The organism is Zwartia vadi (genome assembly GCF_030410375.1).
Lineage (GTDB): Bacteria > Pseudomonadota > Gammaproteobacteria > Burkholderiales > Burkholderiaceae_B > Zwartia > Zwartia vadi.
Genome location: NZ_JAUHHE010000002.1, coordinates 124,294 through 149,514, shown reverse-complemented (window position 1 = coordinate 149,514; position 25,221 = coordinate 124,294). Strand labels below are relative to the sequence as shown.

Below are 25,221 nucleotides of genomic sequence, written 5' to 3'. Positions count from 1 at the left end.
CTTGTGTCACGACACTCCCTCAGAGTGTTGCAAGATCCCAACGCGGTCGAACATCGAAACCGTGGTGCTGAACACTCAAATCGACCAAGCCTCTCGAAATACGTTGCGCAGCGGCAAAGGCAATCATGGCGCCATTGTCTGTACAAAACTCCAGCGGAGGGAAAAACGCCTCGGCTTTACGTTTGACCAAGGCATGCGCCAACTGATGACGTAACAAACGATTGGCACCCACACCCCCTGCCACAACCAGTCGTTTAAGACCCGTTTGATCCAACGCGGCAATCGCTTTTGAAACTAGCACATCAACAATCGCCTCTTGCGTGGCGGCAGCCAAATCAGCGGCAAGTGTCTCACTCACCACTGCCTGTGCCTGCTCGGCTTTTAATCTTGTCAGGACTGCGGTTTTAAGGCCGCTAAAACTAAAATCAAGATTACCACTGTGTAACATCGGACGAGGCAGTTGAATCGCCGCTGCATGGCCCTGCTCTGCCAGTTTGGCCAAGGCAGGGCCTCCGGGATACCCCAGACCAAGAAGCTTGGCGGTTTTGTCAAACGCCTCTCCGGCTGCATCGTCCATTGTTTCACCCAACAACGTGTACTGACCGACGTCATCGACGCGCATCAATTGAGTATGCCCACCGGATACAAGCAAGGCGACAAAAGGAAAATCCGGACAAGGGTCTGACAAGCGGGGGGACAGTAAGTGTCCTTCGAGGTGGTGAATGGCGATAGCAGGCAAGCTCAGCGACCAGGCCAGCGACTGCGCCACACTTGCCCCGACCAGCAGCGCGCCGGCGAGCCCCGGCCCGGCTGTGTAGGCAACGGCTCCAATGTCGCTCAAGCTCAAGCCAGCATCCTTAAGTACTGTCCGTGTCAATGGAATAACTCTGCGAACATGGTCGCGTGAGGCCAGCTCAGGCACCACGCCGCCGTAGGCAGCGTGCATGGCAACCTGAGTATGCAATGCATGAGCCAGTAGACCTCTGTCCGTGCAGACAACCGCGACACCTGTTTCGTCGCAAGAACTTTCAAACCCGAGAACGATCATAAGTTCGCTAGTCCTCAATACCTTTCGAAGCAAGATACTCCTCATAAGGACCGCGATAATCCGTCACGTTTCCGCCTGGCTGGATCTCCCAGACGCGCGTCGCTAGAGCAGATACAAACTCACGGTCATGGGAGACAAAAAATAAAGTCCCGGGATACTTGTCGAGTGCAAGCTGTAAAGACTCAATCGACTCCATATCCAAGTGATTGGTCGGCTCATCAAGTAGCATGACGTTGTGTTTTCGAAGCATCAACCGCCCAAAGGTCATACGGTTTTTTTCACCGCCAGACAAAACATTGGGCGCTTTAGGTAAATCATCTGCTGAGAAAAGCAGACGTCCTAAGACTGAACGAATCGACTGATCATCGTCCGTTGGCTGACGATAGTGGGTCATCCACTCAAACAAGTTGCTGTCTTTATCCATAAATAGATCAGAAACATCCTGAGCCATGTATCCAAGATCAGCATGTTCAGACCACTTGATCGATCCACGATCAGGTGTCAAATCGAGCGCGAGCATCCTAAGCAAAGTCGTTTTACCTGCTCCGTTCGCACCAATGATGGCAATTTTTTCTCCTGCTTCAACCATAGCCGAGAAAGGCCGGATCACTGGCGCATCAAAACTTTTTTCAACCAAATCAAGCGTGACGGCCTGACGATGCAGGACTTTGATTTGTTCAAATCGAATAAAGGGGTTTTGGCGCGAGGATGGCTTGACCTCAATCTGGGCGGATTTAATACGATCGATTTGCTTTAATCGAGATGTGGCCTGACGGGCTTTGGATTTATTGGCAGAGAAGCGTCGCACGAAATCCTGCAATTCGCTCACGCGCTCTTTGGCCTTGGAGTTTGCATTGGACACGCGCTCCCGCGCCTGCGTGGAAGCCAGCATATAGTCGTCGTAATTTCCCGGATAGACTCGCAACTCACCAAAATCCAAATCAGCCATATGTGTACACACCTGATTCAGAAAGTGACGATCATGACTGATGATGATCATCGTGCTTTGATAACCGTTTAATACATTTTCCAGCCAGCGAATGGTGTTGATGTCTAGGTTGTTGGTCGGTTCGTCAAGCAACAGCACATCGGGATTCGAAAAAAGCGCTTGAGCAAGTAATACTCTAAGCTTCCAGCCTGGTGCGATTTCACGCATCGGTAACTGGTGTTGTTCAACAGGAAACTCTAGTCCCAACAAAAGCTCGCCGGCACGCGCCTCAGCGGTATAGCCGTCATACTCGGCAAACTTGGCCTCCAGATCCGCTGCCCGCATATAGTCCTCATCTGTAGACTCTGCATTGGCATAGATCGCATCGCGCTGAGACATGGCCTCCCACATTTCAGTATGTCCCATCAGCACGACATCCAACACCCGATAGTCCTCGAATGCGAACTGATCCTGACGCAATTTGCCCAAGCGCAAACCCGGCTCCAAGTAAACGTTCCCGGCAGTCGACTCCAAATCACCACCAATGATTTTCATCAGCGTGGACTTGCCTGAGCCGTTTGCGCCAATCAACCCATAGCGATTGCCCTCCCCAAACTTGACGTTGACGTTTTCAAAAAGAGGCTTGGGTCCAAACTGAATGGCTAGGTTTGATGCTGTTATCACGTTAGGCTACTTTAGTAAATAATGGAGTTACATCTTGATAGATATGTTTTCAGTGTAACAACACGGGCAAAACAGCCCTTTTTAAATTCTCCATAACTATTATGCGCAGGGTCAGCAACAAGGCTGCACTTCATGACACAAGGCGAGGAGAAAAAGTTGGAACAACTTACTATTTTATTTCATACCCTGGGTGGTTACGTCTGGGGACCTATTCTGTTGGTTTTACTTGTTGGAACCGGTGTGTACCTGACGATCAGGCTGGGGGCGCTTCAAATACGTCTTCTCCCCTCGGCGCTCCGTATGGCATTTTCAAAAGGTAAAAACCCAAATTTACCCGGTGACATCTCACAATTTCAGTCTCTGATGACCGCACTGGCCGCAACGATTGGCACAGGCAATATCGCAGGTGTGGCCACCGCCGTGGTGCTAGGTGGACCGGGCGCACTCTTTTGGATGTGGGTCAGCGCTTTTTTTGGAATGGCCACCAAATATGCAGAAGGCTTGCTGGCAGTGAAATATCGGGTTAAAGAAACCGATGGCACGATGTCCGGTGGCCCGATGTATTACATCTCGATCGGCCTCAAAATGAAAGGCCTCGGTATGTTGTTTGCCGTATTTGGCATGATCGCGGCATTGGGGACTGGCGCCTCGGTGCAGTCCAACTCCCTAGCCCAGTCCATCGAGGCAAGTTTTGGTGTATCTGGCTGGTTAACGGGCGTGGTGCTGACAACGATTACTGCACTGGTCATACTGGGTGGTATTAAAAGCATCGGGCGCGTCACCGCCGTGATCGTGCCGTTTATGGCAGCGATTTACTTGTTCGGTGGACTCGCTGTCATTGTTTCTAATATCGGCCTGCTCTGGCCAGCACTACAGTTGATTATTTCGGACGCCTTTACAGGCTCAGCTGTGGCGGGTGGTGCCATCGGGTCCATGATTCGTTACGGTGTGGCAAGAGGGGTCTTTTCCAACGAAGCGGGTCTCGGTACTGCGCCAATCGCGGCTGCAGCGGCCAAAACTGATCAACCCGTCAAACAAGCACTCGTGTCCATGACAGGAACGTTTATCGACACAATCATTGTTTGCTCCATCACCGGCATCGTATTAGTAATGGGTGGACAATTTAAGTCTGGTGTCACGGGCGCAGCCCTGACCGCGCAAACATTTGATGCGATGTTGCCCGGGCCTGGAGGCTGGATCGTCACAATAGGTTTAATATTTTTTGCCTATTCGACTATTCTCGGTTGGAGCTATTACGGCGAAAAATGCGCGCAGTACGCGTTGGGTAAACGCATCGTTTGGCCATACCGTTGCCTCTACACTGGATTTGTCATGATTGGCACGGTTGTGTCTCTAGATCTCGTGTGGGCCGTTTCTGACGTCGTCAACGGCATGATGGCCTTCCCCAATCTGATCGGTATTGTCCTCTTGTCGGGAGTCGTCATCAAAGAGACACAAGCTTACCTTGCCGCAGAGCGACCAGCTAAGGATTGATGCAACACTCAGCTGCTTGTTTCTGTATGCTCGTCAAGAACAAGATGAGCCATGCCATCCTCTGTTGCAAGACCAACTTTGGCGCCAATAGGAAGTGTCACTTTAATTGGCGTATGCCCATATGGCAAACCAGGAACAATCGGAATATTGACTGAATTTTTAATGAAATCAATCGCAGAGTTTAGATCGTACCCACGATCATGCTCTGCCAACCGATAATCGGTGAAACCACCTAATAGCAGGGCTTTTTGTTTACCCAAAATACCGGCTTGAGCCAATTGATTAAGCATACGCTCCACACGATAAGGATGCTCACCAACATCCTCGACAAAAAGAATGCCTCCCTTGATTTTCGGCATGTAAGGTGTCCCGATCAAAGCGGTAATCATCGCGAGGTTCCCCCCCCACAACACACCTCGGCCATCCACAGGATCGGCCTGGGGTGATTCAAAACTTAAAATTTCAAGCTCGCCCCGCATCACCTCACCGAAAATCTCAGTTGTAAGAATTTCAGGCTTGACGGCGCCAAAGTCGTAACAGGCCGTGGGTCCCGCGTAACTGATTAGACCAGTTTTGGCCAGAAGCGCTAAGTTGAAAGCTGTGAAATCGCTTTGTCCCACAAATCGCTTTCCGGAGTCAGCCAAGGCGCGCCAGTTCAAATGCGGAAGTAAGCGCGTCACGCCATAGCCGCCACGCGAAGCCATCACAATCGGCAGTTTTTGTTTCGTGGCACGTTCAAACGCTGCCAATCGTTGCGCATCAGTCCCCGCAAAACGTTGTTCGCGGGCAAGTACTGTTCGATCGAGCGCCACTTTAAAACCCATTTTTTCCAGACGCTTCACACCTCTTGAGAGGACCTTGGCATCCGCAACTGCGCTTGAGGGACTGAAGATATACAGTCCACTATGTCCTGCATTTGACACAGAGGTGGAGACTTTATTGTTACTGCCAGGACTACGACTCAACTTAAGTCTCCTTGTTACGACGACTTTTAAAAAAGGTTCTGAGCGTTTCGCCACACTCGTGCTCGAGAACACCGCCCTGCACCTCGGTGTGGTGGTTAAGACGCGGCTCTTCAGGTAAATTCAACACACTGCCACACACTCCGGTTTTAGGGTCTGCGGCACCAAACACCACGCGAGCAAGACGTGCATGCATGATGGCTCCCAGGCACATCGCACAAGGTTCAAGTGTCACGTAAAGCGTCGCGCCGGGTAATCGATAGTTACCCATTTTCTTGGCAGCTGCGCGCAAAGCAACAACCTCTGCGTGACCGGTCGGATCATGATCCTGGATTGTGCGATTAAATCCTGTTGCCAGCATGTCACCGCAACGATCGACAATCACAGCGCCAACGGGCACCTCGCCCGAATCTTGAGCCTGCAGGGCTTGCGCTAAAGCAAGCCGCATCCAAGATTCATCCACGATAGACTCGTGACTTCAACGCGATTCGACCGGCTAGACTTGTCAAGGCCTCTTCAAGCCATTGATAGAGTTCGGCATCATCATCGTAACGGGCTTGATTCAGATTAGATACCCGTCCATCCTCGATGAATCCCCATGCACGACTGCGCTTGTCACGATGCTTGGGATCCCAGACCCCAAACGCAAAGCCTCCTGAGCTGCGAATCAGCGAAAAACAAGGAATGTCTGTATAGCCATCCCCTACAAAAACCATTTGATCAAAGGGCACGCGCAAACGATCCTCAGGAATTTTGCGGTTGACTTCAAAAGGTTTACCAATGTAAGCGGGGCCGACAATCCCTTTTTGGATATGAAAGAGGTAGCGAGTCTTATCTGTAAAACTCACGACTCTGCGCGGAAATGTTATTCCGCCATGCTGATCATAAATAAACTCGGATGCCCAAATTGCAGTGAACTCAGACGCGATTCGGGTGTGACGCACCACATCGCCAATTCCACTGGAAATGAGATAAAACTCAAGCTGAACTTGAGGGTGAACCAGTCTCACCTGTTCTCGTAAACGGCGAAAAAGAGTCTCAACACCAGTGTGCAAGGGTAGCGCTTGGCCCCACTTCTTCAAACGCTCTTGCGTAATCGGACCATGCATGCCCTCTTTTGATAAGGCGATCATCTCGTGTAAATAGGCAGGAACAGGGTCCCAGTCCTTGGCCAACAGGGGATCTACTCGGCCTGACCAAAACTGCTGCGTATCCACGCCAATACTCTCCAGAAAGCCCGAAGTACTGTCTGGAGCCAAGGTATCGTCAAAATCAAAAATCAACGCGATTACATCAGACATCGTCTGTTTCCGGCGGTTCTGAACACACTGATTGTAACGACCTTGACTAATTTAAGTGAGAGCCGAGTGCCAAGTCTGAACTTCCAGGACACACCCAGCGCACAACGTCCCGAGAAGCATCGATACAACCACCCTCTGCATAGACGCCTCTGACGTCACGGTAGCGCATCATCCGATCGACAATTCTTTGCGTTTCAACAGGAGACTGTTTTGTCAACGCCACTTTTTCACGGACAATGTCTTCATTCATTTTGATCTCGCCTGCAGCATCAAAATAAACGCCATCGCGCCAGTGGTAAATCTCCAGACACTTGTCTATCAAAGTAAAGGGTTTTGCACGTTCCCAAAGATTACAAAACTCACCGCCACCATGATAAACCACCCAAGATCCCTCAAATCCCTCCACATCAGCTGAGTGACTATCAGGGTTTCTGAACCATAAGCGACTCCCGGGAACATAAAAACGCATCGGTAAAGGGTGATCCAGACTGCCAACTTCGTAAATAAAAGCGTCGTTGAAGTCATCTGCGAGTAAAGCGCGCGTCTGCCATTGTTTTTGAAGCGCACCGTAGAGCGCCGGATTGTGGGCTTTGAGTTCTTGAGCAATGGCGAGCAAGACAATGTACTCGGCCGCACGACCGCATGAAAAAGTGTAGAGCTGCTGGCCAGACACCTCTGGCTGAGTAGTCTTGATTAAAGCCTCAACCATATCCACACCGGGACGCAATAAAAAACCACTTCGCTCGTCATAAGTCCAGCACTCTTGAGGACGTTCAAAACCGTCAGGATTAAAAGCGAGTTCGGTTCGACGCGCAGCCTCGACAGCAAAATGACGCACACGCACTGCGGCCTCAAATTCCTCGAACGACGGAAAGCAATACGCGATAGGCGCCCGCGCTAGACACAGCACAATCTCCAGATCGAGCTGCTCAGGATATTCAACCGTATTCAAACCCAGTTTTTTATTCAGATTGAGCGTGTCATAACCAGGAGTCATGTCCTGCAAAGCAGACGTTGCGGTGACCTGAACAAGGTGCTGCCCTTTGTAAGAACTGAGTTCAATATTGAGGTAAGCTTGTGCTCCATGAGCTTGCCTCCAATTTTTGATTTCAGAAGCTGTGTGACGCGCTTGCTGCTCTTGATCAAACAACAAACAAATGCCTTCAAGCTCCTCTATCTTATGCTTTGAATAATCAATCATTGAGATAAAGAGTTCCTAAGTTAAACCTTTATTCGATACCAGTCAGTATGCCTCAATGTTGACTGTATGTCATACACCCACACCATGTCGACCCCTGAAATTCGTCCAGAACAATCCGTCGAGTTACTTAAAGCGCTGCATATTCTGACGCGAGATGGAAAGCTCAACCAAGACAGTCGGCGCAAGTTAAAACAGGTTTATCACTTGTTCCAGTTCATTGAGCCCTTGCTGAAACAGATTCAGCTTAAACGTGAAGACTTTTGGGTGGTCGATCACGGTGCGGGTAAATCCTACCTGGGATTTATACTAGTTGACCTCTATCTACGTCACCACGCGCCTGCCGCCACCATGGTCGGTATTGAAACAAGACCTGAACTCGTTGCACAAACTCTAAAACTTGCCCAAGAGCTTGGTTTTACGCAAATGCGTTTTCTGAATGAAACCGTTTCCCAATCCATCGCCTCTTCTAGCCTCCCCAAAGAAGTTGATCTTGTCACTGCTCTGCACGCCTGCAATACGGCGACAGACGATGCCATTCGCTTTGGGCTGGCAAAACGTGCCGAATACATGGTGCTTGTTCCTTGCTGTCAAGCCGAAGTCGCAGGGGTCTTGCGCAAGCACAAGGCAACACAATTGAAAGACCCGCTTGCCGAAATTTGGCGCCATCCACTCCATACCCGAGAATTTGGGAGTCAAGTGACCAATACTCTGCGTTGTCTTCAGCTTGAAGCACACGGTTACCAAGTCACCGTTACGGAGTTAGTCGGTTGGGAACATTCAATGAAAAACGAATTGCTCATTGCGCAACGCAAAGGTCCGTCCAAGCCCCACGTCATTGCGCGTCTGCAGGCGCTACTTGAGCGGCTGGGACTTGAGGAACTCAAAGAGCGATTTTTTGTGCCTACGACTGGGCGGGTATCTCAGTCTGAGCTAAAGGAGTCGTCAATATGAGCCCTCTACCAATCCGTTTGTTGATTGCCGGTTGTGGCGACCTAGGACTACGCGTTGCCATTCATATCCTGAAGAATCCTACAAATAAAGTCTGGGGACTCAAACGCTCCGCTCGTCCGGAGGAGTCGTCTCCCGGCGGTCTGAACTGGATCGCAGCCGATCTATCAAAGCCAAAGACGTTGCAGAATTTACCCCGGAATCTGACGCATGTTCTGTTTTGTGCTGCACCCAACGTGCGCACCGAAGCGGATTACCGCGCGGTCTATTTTGAAGGCCTGCAAAACATCGTCACAAGCACAGCCAGCGCTGCTTTGACACGCATCCTTTTTGTCTCGTCCACCGCTGTGTATGGCGAACATGGGGATGAGTGGGTCGACGAAGACACGCCCGTTCAGCCCAAAAACTTCAATGGTCGTGTGCTGAACGAAAGCGAGGAATGGCTCAAACAATATGGGCTCACACATGGCGTGACGACACTTAGTCTCAGACTATCCGGGATATACGGACCAGGACGCACCGCCCTGTTGGACAAGTTAAAACAGGGTCTTGTCGCGGCGCCTTCCACTCCCGTTCATTGGGCCAATCGGATCCATGTCGATGATGCGGCCCGCGCCATAACCCACCTGATGACACTCCCCAATCCGAAGCCAACGTACCTGATAACCGACAGTACACCCTTGCCAATACGCACGCTCTACACATCACTTGCTCAACTCGTTGGCGGCCCCTTACCGCCCGAGGGGGCCTCGCCCATGTTTGTTGGTAGCAAGCGCCTGAGCAATGCAAGATTGCTCAACTCCGGCTTTGCGCTCAGCTGGCCCGACAGCAGAGAGGGCTACGCCTCACTTTATCAATCCGGATAGTTGATTTCCAAAATATCGAGCTCTTCAATTCCGCCCGGGGTTCTGAGTGTCACGGTATCGCCGAGCTTCGCTTTGGTCAACGCGCGTGCTACAGGAGAAACCCAACTAATGCGACCTCTCAGAGGCTCGGCTTCATCCACCCCAACAATCGTGACGCGATACTCTTGTCCATCTTGATTGGCATACAGGACGGTGGCGCCAAAAAATACCTGATCACGGTTAAGTTGGAGTGCGGGATCAACTACTTCGGCGATCTCTAAACGCTTGGTCAGAAAACGCATGCGGCGATCGATTTCTCGCAACCTTTTTTTTCCATACAGATAGTCACCATTTTCGGAGCGATCGCCATTTGAGGCAGCCCAGGAGACAATTTGCACCATGGCAGGACGTTCTTCATTCATAAGATGCGCAAGCTCGTCACGTAAAGATGCATAACCTCCGGGCGTTAGATAATTTTTGGTCCCTGCAGGCAGAGTGAGCGACTCTGGCAGTTCATCTTCATCGGCTCCATCCTGCTCTTTGACAAACGCTTTATTCATGAGATTTCAAACTAAATCTTGCCAGACAGGTTTCAAGTCGGCGGGAAGTGGGGGCAGGCTTCCGAGCTGGACACGACTTTCATCCGGGCTGTGGAAATCAGAGCCGCATGAGGCCTGAAAATCATAATATCGTGCCACTTGGGCGAACTCCTTGAACTGAGGAACGCTATGGCTACCCGTTACCACTTCGATTGCTCGACCACCCAAGTCTTTAAAAGTATCAAATAACCCCGAAAACTGCGTTGGCGTATATTTGTAACGACCAGGATGGGCAATCACCGATACACCTCCCGCTCCACGAATCCAAGTGACCGCCGCCTCAAGCGTGGCCCACTGCATCGGCTCGTGCGCAGGACCATCATCCTTGAGTAAGCGATCAAATACTGCCTGCACATCAGAAAAATATCCGGCCTGCACTAAAAACCGGGCGAAATGCGTGCGGCTAATCAACTCCGGATTTCCAGCAAAAGGTAGTGCTCCCTCAAATGCGCCTGGCATCCCAAGCGCGGCCAGTCGATCACCAATGCGCTTGGCGCGATCGGCGCGTCCTGCACGCGTGCGACGCAAGCCTTCCACCAAGGTGGCATCAGTCGGATTGATACCAAGCCCGACCACATGAACCGTTTGGTTCGCCCAAGTGACTGAAATCTCGACGCCTGTCAGATAATTAAGTCCGATCGCACGAGCCGTCTGACTCGCAAGCTCCTGACCGGATAATTCATCGTGGTCGGTTAACGACCAGAGTGTGACACCGGATTCTTTAGCACGTAACGCCAACTCATCAGGTTCAAAAATGCCGTCTGATACAGTCGAATGACAATGTAAATCAGCACAAAATTTATCGGCAAAAGTATTCATCGTATGCACACCTAGTTTTTTACACCCCAGCACTATGAAGGCGTTTCTCGCCCTGACTGAACAGAAACTTCGAGACGATAGCAATCTGCTCAGGAGTCATTAGGGTTGGAGCATGACCGACCTCGGGTATTTGTACGAGCTGAGCGTGGGGTTGAACTTGAAGCATTTTTTGACACGTTTGCTCGGACAGCAGATCTGAAAGCTGTCCTCGAATGATCTGTATGGGAGTTTGAATACTGGCAAAAGCCCCCCATAACAAGGCTTCACCTTGCGCTGAAGCCTCTGGAGTCAACTGTTTAAAGGCTTGAGCAATCGACAAGTCGTAATGTTTGACCCACTTTCCGTGTTGCTCAATATAAACATGACGGGTCAGAGACTCCCATTGCGATGGAGTGTGTGGACCAAACGAAACGCAGGTGGCCTGGATGTAGGCCACTGCCTGCTCAAAGCTCGTAAAACTCACAGCTTCGCCGACGTATTCTCCGATACGCTGGAGAGCCGCAAGCTCAATGTGAGGTCCCACATCGTTGAGAGTCAGCGAATCAAGACGTAGATCTGTCTCAGGCAAAATAAAATGGCTTTGTGCAGGAGGGACCTGAGTGCGTTTGCTTCGGGATTGGGCCAGCAAACCCGCAAAGACCAGTCCAATCAATCCCCCCATCGACGTCCCGACCCAATGTAATTTGGTGGGACGCAAATGAGTGATGAGCGTCACCATATCAGCGGCATACTGTCCCACAGCATAGGCATCTGGCTGAGTCAGCCAGTCAGACTGACCTCTGCCGACCACATCGGGACAGATCACTCTAAATCGGGAGGAAAGTGACTGGGCAAGCGCGTCAAAATCTCGCCCCGTACGTGTCAAACCATGGACACACAACACAATCTCAGATTGCTGTGGATCTCCCCACTCGTGATAGGCCATACGGTGCAAGCCAGCAGGACTGACGCAAGACACAGCATGTAGGCGTGGAGAAGATATCTGCGATGGCATGATCAATCCCTAAGGGTCATTAAAAAAACAAAGTTGCCATTCTTCTATTGTAGTCCTTCATTGAAGCTTTGGTTGCATTGCAGCAATAAAGAAAAAGGCCAGAGAGGCTCTGCACTCTGGCCAAAAATACCACTCAACATCGCACCCAAACCTCAGGCACAGTTAGAACATTTGATTATTTTTTAAGCATGCCTGCGTTGCGGGCATCTTCCATGACCAAAGGCTCTTTTTCTTTCATGAAAGCAGGAATTTTGTCCAGAGGAATGTCGACCAAGACAAAACCACTGTCCTCAAGACGTTTTTTAGTTGCCGGATCCGCATTGAGTTTAGCCATGTAATCAGACATTTTCTTTTGCGTCTCTAGCGGCGTACTCTTTGGCATTGCAATCCCGCGGTATGCGCCGTCCACCCAATTCAAACCCAGTTCTTTAAATGTCGGTACATCGGGCAAAGCAGGATGTCGCTGCTCGGTTGCCACAGCAAGTGTCCGCACACGATTCTTTTGTTGAATCGCCAGTGGCAAGTAACCCATTGCGCCGTCAACATGCATGCCGATCAAAGAGGAGATCAAATCGCCAGTTCCCTTGAAAGGAACATAGTTCACCTTGACATCGGCTAGCTTGTTCAAACGCTCAGTCGCCATGTGATTCGCAGAATATTGAGCAGAACCCGCAAGCGTCATCTTGCCGGGATTTTTCTTTGCGGCAGCGATAAACTCTTGATATGTTTTGTAAGGGCTATCAGCCGAAACCATCAAAGCATCTGGCGTAAAGTGATAATAATAAACAGAGTTCACGTCATTGGTTTTGTATTGCGTGCCCTCTTGAAGTGGCTGCAACATGATATGGGGGATATTGACCCCGATAATATTCGTACCATCGTTAGGATAGCCATTCAACTGGCTCCATACCAAGGCCCCTCCCGCACCGGCACGATTAATAACGACCATGGGTTGTTTGAACTGCTTGGCTGAAATATCAGCTTGCAAGCGCGCCACAACATCGGACTCTCCACCTGGTGGGAAAGGAATAATGTACTGAATAGGTTTATCGGAAAAAACCTGGGCGCTCGCTTGCGTCGCACCTAAAAGGGCAATCGAAGCCAAGCCGGCGATTGCGGCGATTTTCTTTGCCTGATTCATTATTGGATGTTTAACTTGCATCATTCAGTCTCCAGTGTGCTTTTTATATTCCTACTCACTCGCCATTCGATAGATGTCTAAAGGCAAGCCTTACTTTACCCTGAGTTCCTGTCGAATAACTGACAATTTGCCAAATTCCGCTGGATTAGGCAAACTAAGTGAACAATCAATCTCTTTGATGCCAGTAGCGTTTGCGGCGAACGGATTCCGTATAGACCCTTAATCCCGTTTCGCTCGATTCCACGGTGACGGCGCCATGATTGTCGGTTCTCCAAAATTCCGTCTGCGCCTGCCTCCAGCGGCGCTCAACTTCATGGGCGGGATGCGAAAAGCGATTCAGATATCCTGACTGTGCAATCGCATGCTGCGCCTGCAGATTCGTAACAAAGACAGGTGCAGATGAGGTCAAAGATCCGTGGTGAGGCACCACAACAACATCGCTTTTCAGACTCATATTCTGCATCAGCGACTCTTCTTGTTTGACACCAATGTCACCTGGCATCAGAGCAGCGTGTTGACGCCCTTGTACATACAGGACGCAACTCTTTGCATTCGTGCGAACTTTCTTCTTTGCTGGGCGTTCAGATGTATTGTTTAACGACTCAACTGCCTCAAGCTGAGGATGAAGCACGCGAAAAATCACGCCATCCCACTCCCATTGCGTATCAGCCAGACACGCAGACATGATTGGAGGACGCGTGACAGGTTTTGAAAGCTTTAATACGCGCTCTGTATGTTCAAGCCATTGCGGTAAATCAAAGCTGGAAAAGGTTTCTCTGACGGGAATTTCACGCAAGATACCTGGAACGCCGCCAGCATGGTCGACATCTGAATGGGAAATCACTAAAGTATCCAAATACCGTACACCCAACGCCCTCAATAGTGGGATCACTACCCGCTGTCCTGCATCACTGTCACCCAACTTGGGGCCCGCATCAAATAGCAAGGTGTGATTCTGGGTTTGAAGCAATACCGATCCACCTTGACCGACATCTAAAGCGATCAGACGCCACTCGCCGAATCCAGGCTTCTGTGGCTGCCAGGTCAAAGCAGGCAGCAGCAATGTCCAACCCACCCATCTGACAGGTACGCCAGGCGGTTGCAACGCCCAAACAATCCCCAAAATACTGAGTGTCAACATCCAGACTGGCATCGCCCCAACTGTAAGCGATAACCAGGGCGCCTGCGCCAACCACGTGACGGGAACCATGCAAAATTCCAGTGAAATATGCGCCAACCAAGCCGTCCAAAAGGAGAAAATCGACAAACCTGGAAAGGCTGATAAAACCGCGCTTATCAAAGCAAGCGGAGTTACAACAAATGTCACAACAGGAATAGCGACTGCGTTGGCAAAGGGGGAACTCAGAGAAACCTGTTGAAACAAAAAAGCCAGCGCAGGCAACATGGCAAGCGTGATGATCCATTGCAAGCGTGCGGAGACTTTCAGCACTATGCAAAGACGATGAAAAAATTTCTGTGGTTCTGTGCGCGAGTCTTGTGACTGATTTCCGACATAAAAAAGCACAGCAACTGCGCCAAACGACAACCAAAAGCCAGTCGTAACCGGAGACCACGGGTCAATGACTGTCACGACTGCTGCGGCCAGGCATAGCACGCTCGAGGGTGTCGTGGGCAAGCGCAAAATGAGCAGCAGACCAGAGACGAGCAACATGAAAAAGGTGCGTCGTGCCGGGACGCCCCAACCTGCCAACAGACAATAGAGCCATGCGACAACCAGGGCGGCAATACTTGCTGCCACTTTGGCCGGTATGCGTTCCCCCGCGGATCTTCCCCGCCACCTTAAACGTTTCCAGCACCACAACATGGATAAACCACCAAAAGCTGCCAGCATCGTCACATGTGAACCACTGATTGATACAAGATGGGTGATACCTGTTTTGTTAAAAATATCCCAATGTTCAGACTGAACGCTATCCTGATCACCTATAGCCAAAGCAATCAGAACTGCACCAAATTTCATCTGGCCGACATGCTCTCGCATCGCTGCGCGTAATCTCTGTCGGGCGCTCGACACCATGACTTGCAAAGAGGAAAATGGCGCATGAGCAAGTAAGACCGGATGCCCGCGTACGCGACCGATTGCGCGGATGTTGCGACTCAGCAAGTGCGCCTCATAATCAAATCCATGGGGATTGAGCGCAGTCCGCGGACGCCGAAAAATCAACGCCGCGCGCCATTGCTGACCGGGCAAGATTTCATTTGGAAAGCGTTCTGGCTCCGTTTGAAAGCGATTTTTTCCGGGCTTGGGCCAAACGACTTGTATGTTACGCGGAATGCCGACCGGAAGCGTTTTCGTTTGTGGCTCAACTTGCACTTGCGCTTCAAACCTGAAGCTATCACCTTGATCTTGTATCAAGCCAGTGATCAGAAACGAAACCCGCGTCACAACGTTTTCTTGAGCAGTCTCCAGTTGATCCTTGAGTCTGATTTCAGCTCGCCAGTTTGCCCAACTCAAGGCGATCATCCATGTAGTCAATAGGATAAAAATGCGAGTCAAGGTTCGCAAAATGATGACTGCCGAGCCTGTATACCAAGTTGCAATGCAGCGTGAGATTGCACAACACAGAACGATAGCCACGCAAGACACGCCAGTGACGCCAAGCAACATGCGCCAGTCAAGCACATCGGGAAGTGTCTGAAAAAAAACGCAAGCGGCAACAATTGTTAGCGCCAGAAGTCTGCCCATCTCCGCTCCAGACAAACGCTGGATGTTGCCGCACAAGGATCAGGTCAAGCTAGAGGATAAATACGCTTTATCCAAGCGCAACATTACGTAGGTAGGTCGAGATGACACTCCAGACCTTTCTTTAAGCCGTTTTTTAAAATCAATGTTCCACCGTGCTGTTCGGCAATACCTCGAGCAATGGTCAGACCGAGACCTGTCCCGCCATGATCGCGATTACGTGAGGATTCAAGGCGATAAAAAGGATCGAACAAGCGCTCCAACTCGCGCTCAGGCACACCGGGCCCATCGTCACTGATTACGATATGGAGTGATGCAGGTAAGGAAATCACTTGAACGTGTGCTGCGCCACCATACTTCGTTGCGTTGTCCAATAAGTTGGACAGGCAGCGCTTCATGGCTGTCGGTCTGCATGTATAGGGATGTGCAGCTTTACCCGTCACCTCGACAGACTGACCAAGTTCTTGCGCATCTGTTTGCAAACTTTCAAGCAAAGCATTGATATCCAAGGGTTGAAGAGCTTCGCTCGTTTCAAGTCCTCGCATGAAATCAAGTGTCCCGCTCACCATGGCTTCGAGCTCGGTCAAATCGCGGGTAAATTTTTCTCTAACCAACTCATCATCTAGCAGTTCAGCCCGAAGCCGCATGCGCGTAATAGGTGTTTTTAAATCATGGGACATGGCCGCCAAAATATGTGTGCGGTCATGCAAGTATTTGGATAGACGCGCTTGCATGCCATTAAGTGCACGCGCAGCCTGAACAACCTCAACGGGTCCTGTTTCCGGAACAGGTGGACGATCGATATTTTTACCAAGTTCAGTCGCCGCAGAGGCGAAATTTTTTAACGGACGCGTGACCCAGCGCACACCGATTAGCGCAAGTAGAACAACAGTCAAAAATAAAACAAGCGCACTGAATAGCGCCCGATAAGGCCAAGTCCAAGCCTCGGGCTGGAGCTGAGAGTCAAAGGTTGCCCAGCTTCCATCGTCGAGCCGAACTTGCGCGACAACAGATGCACTTAAACGCGCAAAAGGCCTACCCACATTCTGACCCTGTTGACCCATGTGTTCAGACGCATAGCCTCGGCCTATCATGGGACCAATAGGACGCTCTTGATCGGGCGGTCGTGGAGCGCGCGTCGGTTCAAGCACAACCAATCTGATTTCACGCTCACGACCTAGGGCTCTTTGTAAAATAGAAGTAAAAAAAACAGACTGTGGAGAATCAAAACTTTCATCTTGCCTGCGCAGCTTGGGCAATGCGGGAGGATCAGTCGTGATCATGATTCGCATAGCAGGCGAGCTTAATAATTTCACTAAACGTGCGCGCTCTTGAATGTTCACAGTATCAAATAAGATGACTGTATCGGCGATGCGACGGACTGATTGCACGCCACTGGCGCGCGAGAGAAACTCTCCCCTGTCTTGCAAAACAATCGTCAGACTTACTGCTTGAGCCACGAGCAAACCAAGCACAAAAATAATGACTAACCGACTAAAAAGTGACCGTGGTAACAGTCTGCGCAGAGAGAGTTTCATTCGTGATCCATGATGACTTCTGAGGCAAGAACATAACCCTCTCCCCGTGCGGTTTTGATAATCGTGGGTTCTTTAGGGTTGTCGTTCAGGCGACGCCTCAGTCGGCTCACCTGCAAGTCAATGCTGCGATCAAATGGGCCGGCATCGCGGGACTGGGTCATGTCGATCAACTGATCCCGGTTTAAAACGCGATTGGGATGATCCAAAAAAATACGCAATAGTTTGTAATCCGTTCCGCTGAGCGCAATCGTCACTCCCTCCGGAGAAATGAGATTACGCGTCGCAATGTCAAGCTTCCAACCAGCAAACCGTAGCGACTTTGCCTGGTCTGGCTTTAAATTGGCAGGGAGTGCGCGCATACGTCTCAGAATACTTTTAATGCGCGCAACCAACTCCCGGGGGCTGAAGGGTTTTGCAAGATAGTCATCCGCACCCATTTCCAGGCCGACAATACGGTCCACTTCTTCACTCCGAGCGGTCAACATGATGATCGGGATATCGGAATGCGCCCTCACCTCACGGCACAAGGTCAATCCATCTTCACCTGGCAGCATTAAGTCCAGCACGATCAAATCTGGCGTGGCACGCGTCATCAATACACGCATGGCACGACCATCCGCGGCCACGCTGACTCGATAGCCCTGTTTTTGGAGATATTCGCTCAACAGTTCCCTGATGTCGCGGTCGTCGTCAACGATGAGAATGTGATCCATGGCGCTCATGATGCCAGCTTGACTCCCTCGAAAACAGCAGTAAACAGGTCTAAATTGTATTGCAATGTATCAACGTGATGTTTCCTCGATCTTTGCTACAAAACAATACTAAAACGACATAAAAAATCGTCCCTGAACTGATTCAATGTGACTTATCCGCTGCACTGTTATGTTTGTGGCGGCGATCTCACCTTAAACTTGAAGGGATACACCATGAAAAGCACACGCAACATCGCAACGACTATTCTCGCCACATTGGGTACTTGTGTGGCATTCGCCAGCGCCCAGGCTCAGTCAGTGACCGCGCAAACTACTGAAAGCAAGCCATCGGCCGCGACTACTGCTCCTGCCGGAACACCTGGAATGGGTCGCGGTCAGGGCCATGGGCAAGGCATGGGGCACGGGATGGGGCAAGGTAAGCAACACGGCATGAAGGGACAACGCGCTGAAATGAAGCAACTGATGTCGCAAGAAGAACGCGATCAAATGCGCGCCAAAATGCAAGCGGCCAAAACACCTGAAGAGCGTCAAGCACTGCGCACCTCCATGCGTACTGAAATGCAAAAACGCGCAAAAGAAAAAGGAATCACCTTACCTGACCATCAGGGCGGGCGCAAACACCAGCACGGCGCACACTCTGGTTAATCAAGTCATACAGATGGATTGACAGTTCGATTCATTTCAAGCGAGTCCCGCTAATCGAGGCAGGACTCGCTGTGCAGTTTTTGCAGTCTCCTGCTCAACAAGAGCTTGAGAAACGCCTCGGAGTCTGGCAAGTGTTGCTGCTATACCAGAAACTTGGTTCGGTTCATTCCGTCGAGTATCCGTGAGCCATGCAGGCGCAATATCTGGAGCATCCGTTTCAAGGACCAATGCACTCAACGGAAGATCACATGCCAATCGCCTAATCTGCAAGGCCCTTGAATAAGTCATTGCACCACCAAAGCCCAAAGCAAATCCATGCTCAATAAATTGACTGGCTTGCTGCATACTGCCATTAAAAGCATGCGCGATGCCGCCACAGACGGCACTGCGACGCAAATACTTCAGCAGAACATCCTGCGATCGTCTCACATGCAAAATAACAGGCAAATCAAACTCGCACGCCATGGCAAGTTGTGCCGCATAGAAATGCTCTTGTTTGAGACGCTGCGCCCCATGACTGATCTCAGGAACGAAAAAGTCCAGCCCTATTTCGCCAACGGCAACCAGCTTGGGATCATTTCGATGCAATGACAAGGCTTGATGAAGCTCGACCAAGTGCTGTTCTGTCGCGTGCTGAACGTAAATGGGATGAATGCCAAGCGCATAAAAACCCTCTTTAAACTCATGCGCGAGCAAACGGACTCGATCAAAATTAGCCATTTCAACTGCAGGGATCACGATTGCTTTGACTCCGACCTGCAACGCGCGATCGATAACTGCTTTGCGATCTGCCTCAAACTCTAGCGCATCGAGGTGACAGTGGGTATCAAGGAGCATCGACCAGTCGCCCGGCATCCATGTACAAGCGCCGATCAGCCAGTGCGGCCAACTCAGGATCATGCGTCACAATCAAAAAAGCCGTATTGGATTCAGCGTTGACTTGTTTAAGGAGTTTAAACATTTGATGGGCAGTATGACGATCAAGATTACCGGTGGGCTCATCTGCCAATACACAGGCGGGCCGCGCAACCAAGGCACGCGCGAGCGCGACACGCTGACGCTCGCCACCAGAGAGCTGTCCAGGATAATGTGTTGTCCGCGCGGACAATCCCACCATTTCCAAAACTTTTAAAGCCTCCAGACGCGCAAGATCTCTGGATTCACGACGAACAATTAACGGCATGGCTACATTGTCCAGCGCAGTGAACTCAGGGAGTAGATGGTGAAACTGATAGACAAATCCGAGTTCACGATTACGCAGGCGACTACGAGCTGACTCGGATAAACCCTCTGCTGGCTGACCGGCTACAGTAATCGACCCGGAACTTGGCACATCCAGCAAACCCAACGCATGCAGCAACGTGCTTTTGCCAGAACCTGATGCGCCGATCACAGCCACAAGCTCACCTCTCGCGATATCCAGACTGACATCTTGCAGCACATCGATTCGAGTGTTGCCGTCGTCATAATGTTTGGAGATATTTCGTGCCTGCAGTGCTAAATCAGTCATGGCGCAGCACCTCGGCAGGCTGAAGTCTCGAGGCACGCCAACTTGGATACAAGGTGGCAAGCAGGGACATGACCAAGGATGTGATACCGATCGTTGTGATGTCCTTAAGCTGTGGATCAGAGGGCAAGGCGCTAATGAAATAAACCTCTCGAGGCAGAAACTGCACACCAATCATGCGCTCAATCGCTGGCACCAAGACATCCACATTAAAAGCAATCGCAGCCCCACCCGCCACACCCAGAAGCGTCCCCACCACACCAATCAGTGCGCCCTGAACCAGGAAAATCCTGGCAACCTCGCCGGGTGTCGCGCCAAAGCTGCGCAAAATCGCAATGTCTGACTGCTTGTCCTTGACGGCCATCACCAAGGAAGACAAGAGATTAAAAGCCGCAACAGCGACAATTAAGGTCAAAATCAAAAACATCATGCGTTTTTCAGTCTGGACAGCGGCAAACCAGGTTCTGTTGTTGCGCGACCAGTCAGCGATGGCAACATTGCCAGGCATGAGTGCAATCAGAGATTGAGCAATCTCGGGGGCGCGGTGCATGTCATCGACGCGCAAACGGATGCCGGCCAAACCGCCATCCCTGAACATTTTGGCAGCATCCGTGGCATCAATGAATGCTAGCGATGAATCGTATTCGTAATGTCCGGAGCGAAATGTGCCGACAAGCGTGAATTGTCGCATTCGAGGTGTAAAACCCGCGGGACTGATATTTGCGGCAGGCGCGAGCATCATCACGGTTTGACCTACTCGAACCTGAAGGATATCGGCCAACTCTTGGCCAAGAATAATTCCAAAGCTCCCGGGCTTAAGATCGGTCATCTTGCCTCGGACCATTTGCCTGCCGGCCTCGGATACCTCTTTTTCAGCCTCCGGGTCGATCCCGCGGACCTGAACACCGCGAAGGTCCTGACCACGCATCAACATTGCCTGCGCCGCAACAAAAGGCGCAGCGCCGACAACCTGAGGCGACTGTCGCGCTTGTTTTGCGAGATCGGTCCACTGCTCGAGCACCCGCATCGGGTCCTCGCCAGGTACGTATATTTCGACATGAGGGAGGACAGAAAGCATGCGATCGCGCACATCTTTCTGAAAGCCATTCATGACAGATAACACAACAATCAAAGCCGCCACGCCAAGCGCGATACCGGCCATCGATGTCGCAGCCACAAACGAGACAAATCCGTCGCGACGGCCGCCTCGGGCACGCGTGCGACTCAGACCCGCATAGCGAGCACCAATCCAGAGTTCGTAAGGTAGTTTAAACACGCAAACATTATCGCATCAAACAACCAAACAGGCAGTCTAGACACTACAATTTGAATCATGCATCTGATTATCCCCGGCTCCTTACCTCCCTCCACCATTGCAAGGGAACTCCTTGACCACGTCAAGACGCTTTGCCCGGCACTGACCGAGCAAATGAGTCGGCTGACCCCTACGCAAACGCTGTGCCCTCCTGAAGAAACAGGTTGCACAACGTTGGAGTTTTTAGAGTTGACCCAGAAAGGTTTTCTCCCTGCGGAGGGATTCAATTTGAGTACTGGACTAGGTCCGCTTCGCGCGGGAATGACGGCGTCCGATGAAAAAGTCTGGATAGCCGATTTATGTTCCGTAGCAGTAGGCCGTGAAGGTGCCCGCTTAATCCCCCCCCAAGCACTTGCGCTTGAAACCGACGAAGCCAACGCATTATTTGACGTAGTAAAACCCCTCTGGGAACACAGCGAAATATCGGCGCTGCCAATTGACATAGGACGCTGGAGAGTGTGGCTACCACACAATGCGACACTGCTCTCCATCTCACCAGAAGCCGTGTCATCACTCTCAGTCTCTGACTGGTGGCCGCAAGACCCCTCCATGCAAACGTGGCGAAAACTGTTGAACGAAGTACAAATGGTCTGGCATGACCACCCTGTTAACGATAAAAGGGTCGAACGCGGACTGCCTCCAGTCAATAGTCTTTGGTTATACGGTGGCGCTTTTGGCTGGAAACCGGTCCAAGCAACCTCTCAACCCACTTTCTATCATGGACTAACAAAGAGTTTCTTAGATTCTGACTGGGGATCTTGGCTTGAAGAACTACCCGCCTTATCCGCCTACATTAATTCGATCGACTCTGTTACTAGCCTCACTTTGACAGGTGAACGCAGAACGGTGACGCTCACCCCAAAAATCAGGCACTGGTGGCAAGCTTTTTTGCCAAGACGTAGCCAAGACTGGATGAACTGGTGGACACTCCAAAACTAACTGTACGCCCGACTGATTTGGCCTCTGTCGCACAGCTGCAATCAGCAGGTATCCATCCCCTGCTCGCGCGACTTTGGGCGGCACGCGGTGTCAAGCGCCAAGAAGATGTTCAGCTGGACTGGCCTGCGATGCTTTCACCTAACACTTTGACGCAGGCAGAGCATGCTGCCGCTTTACTGGCCGATGCGATCAAGACCGGAAAAAGAATGTTAATCGTGGCTGACTACGATTGTGACGGCGCGACAGCTTGTGCAGTCGCAATGCGCGCACTCACGGAAATGGGTGCCTTGGTCGACTTTCTTGTTCCCAATCGGTTTGAAACTGGTTACGGGCTCTCTCCCGCTGTAGTGGATCTGACTTGTCAGCACCCTTCCGGGCGTCCGGACCTTTTGATTACTGTCGATAACGGCATCGCAAGTGTAGAGGGAGTTGCTGCAGCACAGGCGCAAGGCATTGGCGTGATTGTGACGGACCATCACCTGCCGGGGGACGAACTTCCTCAAGCGCTGGCTATAGTCAATCCCAACCAGCCAGGTTGCAACTTCCCTTCCAAAAATTTAGCTGGCGTTGGCGTGATTTTTTACCTCATGCTGGCATTGCGGGCAGAGCTCAGGAAGCGAGGACACTACCCCTCAAACGGTGGACCGCGGCTCGATGCCTTAGCCGACCTTGTTGCGCTTGGCACTGTTGCAGACGTTGTCAAACTCGATGCAAACAACAGACTGCTCGTAACACGAGGCCTTGATCGCATGCGACGCGGGTTGATGCAACCGGGGATTCGAGCATTGTTTGCAGTGGCAGCACGCGATCCGCAAGCTGCCAGCGCGTTTGACCTTGGCTTTGCGTTGGGCCCTCGTATCAACGCTGCGGGTCGTCTGGCAGACATGGGACTGGGTATTCGATGCCTGATCACCAATGATGAAATGCAAGCACTGGAGCTTGCACGTGAACTTGACACGATCAATCGCGAGCGCAAACAAATTGAAAATATCATGAAAGAGCAGGCACTGGCCGCTACGGAATCCGTTCAGGCCGGAACACTCGGGGCGTCTGTTTGTGTGTTCCATCCTGATTGGCATCAAGGGGTTGTCGGATTGGTCGCTTCTCGACTCAAGGAAAAGTTTTTTCGACCTACTCTCGCTTTTGCGCCTGCGGGAGATGATGAGTTGCGTGGTTCGGGCCGCTCAATCCCGGACGTTCATCTGCGCGATGTACTGGACCTCGTTTCCAAACGACACCCAGGTCTGATCCGCAAATTTGGCGGTCATGCAATGGCGGCAGGCCTCACTTTGGGAAGGGGTGATTTCGACCGTTTTGCACCAGCATTTGATCTTGCCGTCACTGAACTCACAGGTCGCACGAGCTTTGAACCTCTGATCGAAACCGATGGTTCGCTCGAAGTCGGTTACGCCAATGCCCAAGTGGCCAACATTCTGGAGCAACAAGTCTGGGGCGCGGGATTTACCGCACCGCTGTTTTTAGATGAGTTTCACGTGCGCAGCCAGAAACTAGTCGGAGAAAAACACCTGAAACTCTCAGTCCAGCGTGGCCACCAGCGCTTTGACGCCATTTGGTTCAACCACACCGATCGTTTGCCTGAATTTGTCAAAATGGCCTACAGGCTCGATCAAAACGTCTGGAACGGTGTGATTTCCGTCCAACTTATTGTCGAATACGCAGAGGCAGCTTGAGTCAGATCTATCACTGAGCTCCTCGCTTGGTGCAGGGCTCAGTGATACTCCGTTAAAATACGTGGTTACACCTGTTTTTATAGCGGAAATCAAAGCACATGGACGCAGAACGCCAGAACCAAATCTCATCCCGCCTCGCCGACTACGCCGCGCGAGAGGCTGCACTTCGGGGGTATCTTTGACTACGAAGTCAAAGCAGAGCGACTGCACGTCGTCAACGCCGAATTAGAAGACCCCAATGTCTGGAATGATCCCAAACGGGCTCAAGACCTTGGTCGAGAGAAAAAAAGCATCGAAGATGTCGTAACGACGCTGACATCACTTGCTCAATCTATTGCAGACTCCCGCGAACTTTTCGAGTTGGCCGTCTCAGATAACGATGATGAAACGCTTGAAGCAATCGAAAGTGACGCAGAACAATTTCAAACGATCCTCGAAGGGATGGAATTTCGCCGGATGTTTTCAAATCCGGCAGATCCACTGAACTGTTTTTTGGATATTCAGGCTGGCGCGGGTGGGACCGAGGCGCAGGACTGGGCGTCTATTTTGTTGCGTCAATACCTGCGCTATGCTGAGCGTAAAGGTTTTAAAGCTGAGCTACTCGAAGAGTCCGAGGGAGAGGTGGCTGGTATTAAATCCGCCACAATCAAAATAGAAGGCGAATATGCTTTCGGTTTTTTACGCACCGAGAGTGGTGTACACCGTCTAGTGCGCAAGAGTCCCTTCGATTCTTCTGGGGGACGTCACACATCGTTTGCCAGTGTCTTTGTCTACCCCGAGGTGGATGACTCCATTGAAATCGATATCAACCCTGCTGACTTAAGAGTCGATACCTATCGCGCAAGTGGCGCTGGCGGTCAGCATATCAACAAGACAGATTCGGCCGTGCGGATTACGCACATTCCAACCAACATCGTTGTCCAGTGTCAAAACGATCGATCTCAGCATCGTAACCGTGCTGAAGCGATGCAAATGCTGAAATCACGTTTGTATGAACTCGAAATGCGCAACCGGATGGCAGAGCAGCAAAAGATGGAAGACGCCAAGACTGACGTGGGTTGGGGTCATCAGATTCGCTCATATGTTTTGGACCAAAGCCGCATTAAAGATCTGCGTACCAACGTTGAGATTTCCAACACACAAAAAGTGCTTGATGGAGACTTGGATCCATTCATTCAAGCAAGCCTGAAGCAAGGAGTGTAAAA

At 51.1% G+C, this 25,221-nt stretch carries 23 protein-coding genes; 7 read left to right on the top strand and 16 right to left on the bottom strand.

Annotated features, from left to right (window positions below; all coding sequences use genetic code 11):
• Positions 1-19: 19 nt before the first annotated feature.
• Positions 20-1,048: a tRNA (adenosine(37)-N6)-threonylcarbamoyltransferase complex transferase subunit TsaD gene (tsaD, locus tag QWY27_RS02360; RefSeq protein WP_290194350.1), complete on the bottom strand. Its 1,029-nt coding sequence runs from the start codon at positions 1,046-1,048 to the stop codon at positions 20-22.
• Positions 1,049-1,055: 7 nt separating this feature from the next.
• Positions 1,056-2,660: an ABC-F family ATPase gene (locus tag QWY27_RS02355; RefSeq protein ID WP_290194348.1), complete on the bottom strand. Its 1,605-nt coding sequence runs from the start codon at positions 2,658-2,660 to the stop codon at positions 1,056-1,058.
• Positions 2,661-2,816: 156 nt separating this feature from the next.
• Between QWY27_RS02355 and QWY27_RS02350 the strand changes: the two genes are divergently transcribed.
• Positions 2,817-4,154 carry an alanine/glycine:cation symporter family protein gene (locus tag QWY27_RS02350; protein WP_290194346.1) on the top strand — a complete coding sequence of 446 codons (1,338 nt, stop codon included), beginning with the start codon at positions 2,817-2,819 and terminating at the stop codon, positions 4,152-4,154.
• Positions 4,155-4,162: 8 nt separating this feature from the next.
• Here QWY27_RS02350 and QWY27_RS02345 read toward each other — a convergent pair whose 3' ends face one another.
• From QWY27_RS02345 to QWY27_RS02330, 4 genes are read right to left on the bottom strand one after another with little or no spacing between them, the layout of a single operon-like run.
• Positions 4,163-5,119 (bottom strand): LD-carboxypeptidase, encoded by a 957-nt coding sequence (locus QWY27_RS02345; protein WP_435433433.1) that lies wholly within the window; start codon positions 5,117-5,119, stop codon positions 4,163-4,165.
• A gap of 1 nt (position 5,120) precedes the next feature.
• Positions 5,121-5,564, bottom strand: a complete 444-nt coding sequence (gene tadA / locus QWY27_RS02340; RefSeq protein ID WP_290194584.1) for a tRNA adenosine(34) deaminase TadA — start codon at positions 5,562-5,564, stop codon at positions 5,121-5,123.
• 7 nt (positions 5,565-5,571) lie between these two features.
• Positions 5,572-6,417, bottom strand: coding sequence for an HAD family hydrolase (locus QWY27_RS02335; protein ID WP_290194344.1), 846 nt, complete (start codon positions 6,415-6,417; stop codon positions 5,572-5,574).
• A gap of 46 nt (positions 6,418-6,463) precedes the next feature.
• Positions 6,464-7,618, bottom strand: a complete 1,155-nt coding sequence (locus QWY27_RS02330; protein ID WP_290194342.1) for a TGL-type protein-glutamine gamma-glutamyltransferase — start codon at positions 7,616-7,618, stop codon at positions 6,464-6,466.
• 66 nt (positions 7,619-7,684) lie between these two features.
• Here QWY27_RS02330 and QWY27_RS02325 point away from each other — a divergent pair, with 66 nt between their 5' ends.
• Together QWY27_RS02325 and QWY27_RS02320 are read left to right on the top strand one after the other, a co-directional pair.
• Positions 7,685-8,569 carry a class I SAM-dependent methyltransferase gene (locus tag QWY27_RS02325; RefSeq protein ID WP_290194340.1) on the top strand — a complete coding sequence of 295 codons (885 nt, stop codon included), beginning with the start codon at positions 7,685-7,687 and terminating at the stop codon, positions 8,567-8,569.
• A complete protein-coding gene (locus QWY27_RS02320) occupies positions 8,566-9,432 on the top strand; it encodes an SDR family oxidoreductase (RefSeq protein ID WP_290194337.1) in 867 nt (288 codons plus the stop codon). The genes QWY27_RS02325 and QWY27_RS02320 overlap by 4 nt, the downstream gene beginning before the upstream one ends.
• On the opposite strand, the gene greB is transcribed toward QWY27_RS02320, so the two are convergent.
• From greB to QWY27_RS02285, 7 genes are all read right to left on the bottom strand, one after another.
• Positions 9,420-9,971, bottom strand: coding sequence for a transcription elongation factor GreB (gene greB, locus QWY27_RS02315; protein WP_290194335.1), 552 nt, complete (start codon positions 9,969-9,971; stop codon positions 9,420-9,422). The two genes, QWY27_RS02320 and greB, sit on opposite strands and share 13 nt — an antisense overlap.
• A gap of 6 nt (positions 9,972-9,977) precedes the next feature.
• Positions 9,978-10,829, bottom strand: a complete 852-nt coding sequence (locus QWY27_RS02310; protein WP_290194332.1) for a PHP domain-containing protein — start codon at positions 10,827-10,829, stop codon at positions 9,978-9,980.
• A 19-nt stretch (positions 10,830-10,848) separates the two neighbouring features.
• Positions 10,849-11,823: an alpha/beta fold hydrolase gene (locus QWY27_RS02305; RefSeq protein WP_290194330.1), complete on the bottom strand. Its 975-nt coding sequence runs from the start codon at positions 11,821-11,823 to the stop codon at positions 10,849-10,851.
• Positions 11,824-11,998: 175 nt separating this feature from the next.
• Entirely contained in the window at positions 11,999-12,988 is a 990-nt protein-coding gene (locus tag QWY27_RS02300) for a Bug family tripartite tricarboxylate transporter substrate binding protein (RefSeq protein WP_290194327.1), read from the bottom strand.
• A gap of 142 nt (positions 12,989-13,130) precedes the next feature.
• Complete coding sequence (locus QWY27_RS02295; protein ID WP_290194325.1) at positions 13,131-15,671, bottom strand: DNA internalization-related competence protein ComEC/Rec2; 2,541 nt, start codon at positions 15,669-15,671, stop codon at positions 13,131-13,133.
• 83 nt (positions 15,672-15,754) lie between these two features.
• Positions 15,755-17,206 carry an ATP-binding protein gene (locus QWY27_RS02290; protein WP_290194324.1) on the bottom strand — a complete coding sequence of 484 codons (1,452 nt, stop codon included), beginning with the start codon at positions 17,204-17,206 and terminating at the stop codon, positions 15,755-15,757.
• The gene (locus tag QWY27_RS02285; RefSeq protein ID WP_290194321.1) at positions 17,203-17,928 is read right to left on the bottom strand and encodes a response regulator; all 726 of its coding nucleotides are present in this window, start codon (positions 17,926-17,928) and stop codon (positions 17,203-17,205) included. The genes QWY27_RS02290 and QWY27_RS02285 overlap by 4 nt, the downstream gene beginning before the upstream one ends.
• 204 nt (positions 17,929-18,132) lie before the next feature.
• Here QWY27_RS02285 and QWY27_RS02280 point away from each other — a divergent pair, with 204 nt between their 5' ends.
• Positions 18,133-18,564 (top strand): hypothetical protein, encoded by a 432-nt coding sequence (locus QWY27_RS02280; protein ID WP_290194320.1) that lies wholly within the window; start codon positions 18,133-18,135, stop codon positions 18,562-18,564.
• A 36-nt stretch (positions 18,565-18,600) separates the two neighbouring features.
• Here the strand turns inward: QWY27_RS02280 and QWY27_RS02275 are convergent, their stop codons facing one another.
• The 3 genes from QWY27_RS02275 to QWY27_RS02265 are packed head-to-tail and all read right to left on the bottom strand — an operon-like array spanning position 18,601 to position 21,299.
• Positions 18,601-19,401 carry a TatD family hydrolase gene (locus QWY27_RS02275; RefSeq protein ID WP_290194582.1) on the bottom strand — a complete coding sequence of 267 codons (801 nt, stop codon included), beginning with the start codon at positions 19,399-19,401 and terminating at the stop codon, positions 18,601-18,603.
• Positions 19,391-20,074, bottom strand: a complete 684-nt coding sequence (locus QWY27_RS02270) for an ABC transporter ATP-binding protein (RefSeq protein WP_290194318.1) — start codon at positions 20,072-20,074, stop codon at positions 19,391-19,393. The genes QWY27_RS02275 and QWY27_RS02270 overlap by 11 nt, the downstream gene beginning before the upstream one ends.
• Positions 20,067-21,299 (bottom strand): lipoprotein-releasing ABC transporter permease subunit, encoded by a 1,233-nt coding sequence (locus QWY27_RS02265; protein WP_290194580.1) that lies wholly within the window; start codon positions 21,297-21,299, stop codon positions 20,067-20,069. Before QWY27_RS02265 ends, QWY27_RS02270 begins: the two co-directional genes overlap by 8 nt.
• A gap of 105 nt (positions 21,300-21,404) precedes the next feature.
• Between QWY27_RS02265 and QWY27_RS02260 the strand changes: the two genes are divergently transcribed.
• From QWY27_RS02260 to prfB, 3 genes are all read left to right on the top strand, one after another.
• Positions 21,405-22,325 carry a hypothetical protein gene (locus tag QWY27_RS02260; protein WP_290194316.1) on the top strand — a complete coding sequence of 307 codons (921 nt, stop codon included), beginning with the start codon at positions 21,405-21,407 and terminating at the stop codon, positions 22,323-22,325.
• Positions 22,307-24,016: a single-stranded-DNA-specific exonuclease RecJ gene (recJ, locus tag QWY27_RS02255; protein ID WP_290194314.1), complete on the top strand. Its 1,710-nt coding sequence runs from the start codon at positions 22,307-22,309 to the stop codon at positions 24,014-24,016. The genes QWY27_RS02260 and recJ overlap by 19 nt, the downstream gene beginning before the upstream one ends.
• 98 nt (positions 24,017-24,114) lie before the next feature.
• A protein-coding gene (prfB, locus tag QWY27_RS02250) for a peptide chain release factor 2 (protein ID WP_290194312.1) occupies positions 24,115-25,219 on the top strand; the annotation gives its coding sequence in 2 pieces (ribosomal slippage) (positions 24,115-24,195 and positions 24,197-25,219; 1,104 coding nt in all).
• The last annotated feature ends 2 nt before the right edge of the window (positions 25,220-25,221 follow it).